Consider the following 5,624-nt stretch of genomic DNA (forward strand, 5'->3'; position numbering starts at 1 on the left):
GACGCCGGCCGCCCCGTCCACGGCTCCCGCGACGGACGAGCCGGCCGCCGACGACGCGCTCTCGGCCCTGCGCTCCGCGACGGCGGCGCCGACGCCCACCGCGACGGCCGACGCCGGCGCGGACGCGGACGCAGCCACGCCCGAGCCGGAGGCCACGAGCCCGTCGACGACGGACGTCGCGACCGACGAGCCGACGGAGCTCGCGGACGACCAGCTCGAGGAGGTCGCCCCCGAGGACGTCGTCGTCCCCGTCGCGGACGGCCCCGAGGACGAGGTCACGCAGCAGCTGCGCGAGGCCGCCCAGGCCCTGCTGGCGCTGACGGCGCAGGTCGCGGACGACACGGCGCAGGCCGAGGAGGCGGCGGCGAAGGCCGCGGCCAAGAAGGCGGCGCAGCGCAAGAAGGCGGAGGCCGCCGCGCGCGAGAAGGCGGCGGAGGAGCGGGCCGCGGCCCAGCGCGAGGCGTGGAAGCGCTCGCTGGTCGGGTACGCGAACGGCCGCATCCCGTCCTCGGCGCTGTGCGACGTGTCGTTCGACGCCTCGGTCCAGCTGCGCTGCGACGCCGCGGAGTCGTTCGACCGCCTCAACACCGCGTTCCGGCAGGAGTTCGGGCACGACATCGCCGTCACCGACTCCTACCGCTCGTACGCCCAGCAGCTCGTCTGCCGGGCCACCAAGGGCTTCTGGTGCGCGCAGCCGGGCACGTCGAACCACGGCGGCGGCGTCGCGGTCGACCTCTCGAGCGGCATCGACTCGTTCGGCTCGGCGACGCACCGCTGGATGGTCGAGCACGCCGGCGACTACGGCTGGGTGCACCCGGACTGGGCCCGCGCCGGCGGCGGCAAGCCGGAGCCGTGGCACTGGGAGTACGTCGGCTGACGCCGCGCGCGCGGGCCGGGCGGGCCGCGCCTACGGTGGGAGGCGTCCGTCGTCTTCCCTCGTGAGGAGCAGCCATGCCCACCCGTAGCGCACGCACGTCCTGGACCGGTGGCCTGCAGGACGGCTCCGGCACCGTCGAGCTCACCAGCTCCGGCGCCGGCAGCTTCGACGTGTCGTTCCCGAAGCGCGCGGCCGACGAGGCCGGCGGCACGACGAGCCCCGAGGAGCTCATCGCCGCGGCGCACACGTCCTGCTACGCGATGGCGCTCTCCGGCGAGATCGCCTCGGCGGGCGGCACGCCGCAGTCGCTCGACGTCTCCGCGGACGTCACGCTGCGGCCCGACCCCGCGGGCGGGTTCCGGATCTCGGGCGTCGCGCTCACCGTCCGCGGCACGGTCGAGGGCCTCGACGAGGCCGGGTTCGTGGCCGCCGCCGAGGCCGCCAAGGCCGGCTGCCCGGTGAGCAAGGCGCTCACCGGCACGACGATCACGCTCGACGCGTCGCTCGCCTGAGGCCGCGCGTCCACACCTCGGAGGTCCCGTCGGCGCACCGGTCCACGGTGGGAGGATGCCGCCCGTGAGCGCCCCCACCGTGACCGGCGTGCCGACGGACGTCGTCGCCGCGCTGCGCACCGCGGTGCGCGGCCGGGTGGACGACTCGTCGCGTCGCCGCGCCGAGTACTCGACCGACGCGTCGAACTACCGGGTCGTCCCGCAGGTCGTCGTCTTCCCGCTCGACACCGACGACGTGCTCGCCGCGCTCGAGGTCGCCCGCGCGGCGGGCGTGCCCCTGACGTCGCGTGGCGGCGGCACGTCGATCGCCGGCAACAGCATCGGGACCGGCGTCGTCCTCGACTTCTCGCGGCACGTCAACCGCGTGCTCGAGGTCGACCCGGGCTCCCGCACCGCACGCGTCGAGCCGGGCGTCGTCATGGCGGCCCTGCAGAGGGCCGCCGCGCCGCACGGGCTGCGGTTCGGGCCGGACCCGTCGACGTGGACCCGGGCGACCCTCGGCGGGATGATCGGCAACAACGCGTGCGGCCCCCGGGCGGTGGCCTACGGGCGGACCGCCGACAACGTGCTCGCCCTCGACGTGGTGGACGGCACCGGCCGGCGGTTCGTCGCCGGCGCCGGTGCGGGCGCGCTCGACGCCGTCCCCGGCCTGGACGCGCTCGTCCGCGACAACCTCGACGTGCTGCGCACCGAGCTCGGCCGGTTCGGGCGCCAGGTGTCCGGCTACTCGCTGGAGCACCTGCTGCCGGAGCGCGGGACGGACCTCGCGAAGGCGCTGGTCGGCACGGAGGGGACGGTCACCACGCTGCTGGAGGCGACGGTCCGGCTCGTGCCGATGACGGCCGCCCCCGTGCTCGTCGTCCTCGGCTACCCCGACATGGCCTCCGCCGCCGACGCCGTGCCGGCGCTGCTGGCCCACCGTCCGATCGCGATCGAGGGGATGGACGCCCGGCTCGTCGACGTGGTCCGGCGGGTGCGCGGCGCGTCCGCCGTGCCGGATCTACCGCCCGGCGCGGGCTGGCTCATGGTCGAGGTCGGGGGCGACACCCTCGACGAGGCGCTCGAGCGCGCCCACGCCCTGGCGTCCGCCGCCGGCACCGGCAGCATCGGGGTCTTCCCGCCCGGGCCCGAGGCGACCGCGATGTGGCGCATCCGGGAGGACGGCGCCGGGCTGGGCGGCCGCACGCCGGCGGGGCGCCAGGCGTGGCCCGGCTTCGAGGACTCCGCGGTGCCCCCCGAGCGGCTCGGCGCGTACCTGCGCGAGCTCGAGGCGCTCATGGCCGAGCACGACGTCGACGGCCTCGCCTACGGGCACTTCGGCGACGGCTGCGTGCACCTGCGGCTCGACATCCCGCTCGAGCGCTCCGGCGCGGCGCTGCGCTCGTTCATGACCGACGCCGCGCACCTCGTCGCGCGCCACGGCGGGTCGCTGTCGGGCGAGCACGGCGACGGCCGGGCCCGCTCCGAGCTGCTGCCGGTGATGTACTCCGAGCGCGCGCTCGGGGTGTTCGCCGCGTTCAAGGACCTGCTCGACCCGGACGACCGGCTCAACCCCGGCGTCCTCGTGCGCCCGCGCCCGCTCGACGCCGACCTGCGGCGGCCCGCCGCGCGGCCCGTGCCCGCGGCCCGCGGCTTCGCCTTCCGGCACGACGACGGCGACCTCACCAAGGCCGCCCACCGGTGCGTCGGGGTGGGCAAGTGCCGCGCCGACAACACCGCCGCGGGCGGGTTCATGTGCCCGTCGTACCTCGCGACGAAGGACGAGAAGGACTCGACCCGCGGCCGCGCCCGGGTGCTGCAGGAGACGATCAACGGCCGGCTCGTCGACCACGGCTGGTCGTCGCCCGAGCTGCACGAGTCGCTCGACCTGTGCCTCAGCTGCAAGGCGTGCTCGTCCGACTGCCCGGCGGGCGTCGACATGGCGATGGTGAAGTCCGAGGTGCTCGACCGGACCTACCGCGGCCGGTTGCGGCCGGTGAACCACTACGCGCTCGGCTGGCTGCCGCGCTGGGCCCGGCTCGTCACGTCCCACCCGCTCGTGGCCCGCGCGGCGAACGCCGTCCTGGGCGTCCGGCCCCTCGCGCGGCTGGTCCTCGCGGCGGGCGGGATGGACACGCGCCGGCGCATGGTGACGTTCGCGCCCGAGCCGTTCCGCGCGTGGTCGCGAGGCCAGGAGCGGGTCACGGTGGCGCGGTCCGACGACGCGCCGGACGGGGCCGCGTCGGACGAGCGCACGCGCCCGCGCGTCCTGCTGTGGGCCGACTCCTTCAGCGACTCCCTCGCGCCGCAGGTGCCGCAGGCGGCGGTCGAGGTGCTCACCGCCGCGGGGTACGACGTGCTGGTGCCCGGCGACCAGGCCTGCTGCGGGCTCACGTGGATCAGCACCGGCCAGCTCGACGGGGCGCGCCGGCGCCTGGAGCACCTGCTCGAGGTCCTCGGGCCGTTCGCCGTCAACGGCGTGCCGATCGTCGGGCTGGAGCCCTCGTGCACCGCCGTCCTGCGGTCCGACCTGCTGGAGCTGCTGCCCGACGACCCGCGCGCGCACGCCGTCGCGCGCGAGACGCGCACGCTCGCGGAGCTCCTGACCGCCCCCGCGCCGCTCGGGCCGGGCGACCGCTGGCAGCTGCCCGACCTGTCGGACGTCACGGCCGTGGTGCAGCCGCACTGCCACCACCACGCGGTGATGACGTGGTCGGCGGACCGCCGGCTGCTCACCGAGGCGGGCGCGCAGTTCTCGGCGCTGGCCGGGTGCTGCGGCCTCGCCGGCAACTTCGGCATGGAGAAGGGCCACTACGACGTGTCCGTCGCCGTGGCCGAGAACGCGCTGCTGCCCGCGCTGCGGGACGCGCAGCCGGGGGACGTCTACCTCGCCGACGGCTACTCGTGCCGGACGCAGGCCGACCAGCTCGCCGGCGTGCAGGGCGTCCACCTCGCCGAGCTGCTCGCCTCGCGCCTCCCCGGCTGAGACGCGGGTGGACGCGGGCGCGCGCCGCGGGTGAGGGTGGGCGCATGCTCGTCGCCTTCTCCGTCTCCCCGCTCGGCGCGGGGGAGTCCGTCAGCCAGGCCGTCGCCGACGCGGTGCGCGTCGTGCGCGAGTCGGGGCTCCCGAACCGCACCGACGCCATGTTCACGACCCTCGAGGGCGAGTGGGACGAGGTGATGGACGTCGTGCGCCGCGCGACGGAGGCCGTCGGGCGCCACGGGGACCGGGTGAGCCTGGTGCTCAAGGCGGACATCCGCCCCGGCTGGACCGGCCAGCTCACCGCCAAGGTGGAGCGCGTGGAGGCGGCGCTCGCCGACGGCTGAGCCGGGCGGGGGTCACCGGTTCGGAGGAACCGTGCCCGGGCGGCGCGCGCCGTTCGTCCGGGATGCCCCGATCCCGGCGCGGGTGTGCAACAGTGTGCCCGGACCGGTGAGGGGCGCCGCCGGCCCGTCCGCACGGTGGGTCGGACGCCCGTCGCGTCCGGGGAGGGACGTCGCGCCGCGATGGCGATGTTCGAGGTCGAGGACGGCCGTAGCCGCCTCGTGCAGCCGTTGCGGCCCAACGCCGCCTCGTTCGTCCACGAGTGCCGAGCGATCGTCTCCCAGCACCTCGTCGCGGTGCTCGGCGAGCCGCTGTTCGTCGTCCGCTCCGCGCCACCGGACCTGGAGGCCGACGGCCCGGACGCGCTCGCCGTCGACGCCCAGGGCGCCCTCGTCGTCGTCGTGGTCGCGCCCGTGCTGGACGAGCCCACGCTGGTCGGCGCCGCCCGGACGGCCGGCGCCGCCTCCCGGCTGACGGCCGCCGACCTCGCGCGGGCCTACCCCGACTCCGCCCGGTTCGCCGACGACTACGCGGCGTTCCGCGACCGGCGCCCGTTCGTCGGCGACGCGGCGCCCGCGCGCGGCACCCGGCTCGTCGTCCTGTGCGCCGAGGTGGCCGCCGACGCGCGCGACCCGCTGGTCTACCTGCGTGCGCCGGGCCGGCGCATCGACGTGCTCGAGGTGGGCGTGGTGCGCGGCACGGGGGAGCGCCGCGTCCTCGACGTCTCCCCGCTGCCGGTCGCGGAGCTGCCCCGCCGCTCGCTGGAGCAGCCCGCGCTGCGTCTGGTCCGGCCGCCCGCCGCCAGCGTCACGCTCGCGGCGTACGACACCGAGCGCACCCGTCCGGTCGCGCCGCGCCGCCGCCCGCCCGCGCCGTCGCGGACGACGCTGCCGTCCGTCGCGACGGGGCCGATGTCGGCCCCCACGCCGAT

Annotated in this window: 4 protein-coding genes and 1 pseudogene; all 5 read left to right on the top strand. The window is 77.0% G+C overall.

Annotated elements, in window-relative coordinates; genetic code table 11:
• Nucleotides 1–877: M15 family metallopeptidase (locus tag HGCM_RS19720; RefSeq protein ID WP_019135940.1), on the top strand; the 877-nt coding region annotated here is incomplete at its 5' end.
• Between the two features lie 74 nt (nucleotides 878–951).
• On the top strand, nucleotides 952–1,389 hold the full coding sequence (locus HGCM_RS05905) for an OsmC family peroxiredoxin (protein WP_019135941.1): 438 nt from the start codon (nucleotides 952–954) through the stop codon (nucleotides 1,387–1,389).
• Between the two features lie 55 nt (nucleotides 1,390–1,444).
• The gene (locus HGCM_RS05910; RefSeq protein ID WP_051016044.1) at nucleotides 1,445–4,354 is read left to right on the top strand and encodes an FAD-binding and (Fe-S)-binding domain-containing protein; all 2,910 of its coding nucleotides are present in this window, start codon (nucleotides 1,445–1,447) and stop codon (nucleotides 4,352–4,354) included.
• A 44-nt stretch (nucleotides 4,355–4,398) separates the two neighbouring features.
• Nucleotides 4,399–4,695, top strand: coding sequence for an MTH1187 family thiamine-binding protein (locus HGCM_RS05915; protein WP_019135943.1), 297 nt, complete (start codon nucleotides 4,399–4,401; stop codon nucleotides 4,693–4,695).
• A 180-nt stretch (nucleotides 4,696–4,875) separates the two neighbouring features.
• Nucleotides 4,876–5,624, top strand: a pseudogene (locus tag HGCM_RS19725) (hypothetical protein); the annotation flags it as partial.

The organism is Cellulomonas massiliensis JC225 (assembly GCF_000312005.1).
GTDB lineage: Bacteria > Actinomycetota > Actinomycetes > Actinomycetales > Cellulomonadaceae > Cellulomonas > Cellulomonas massiliensis.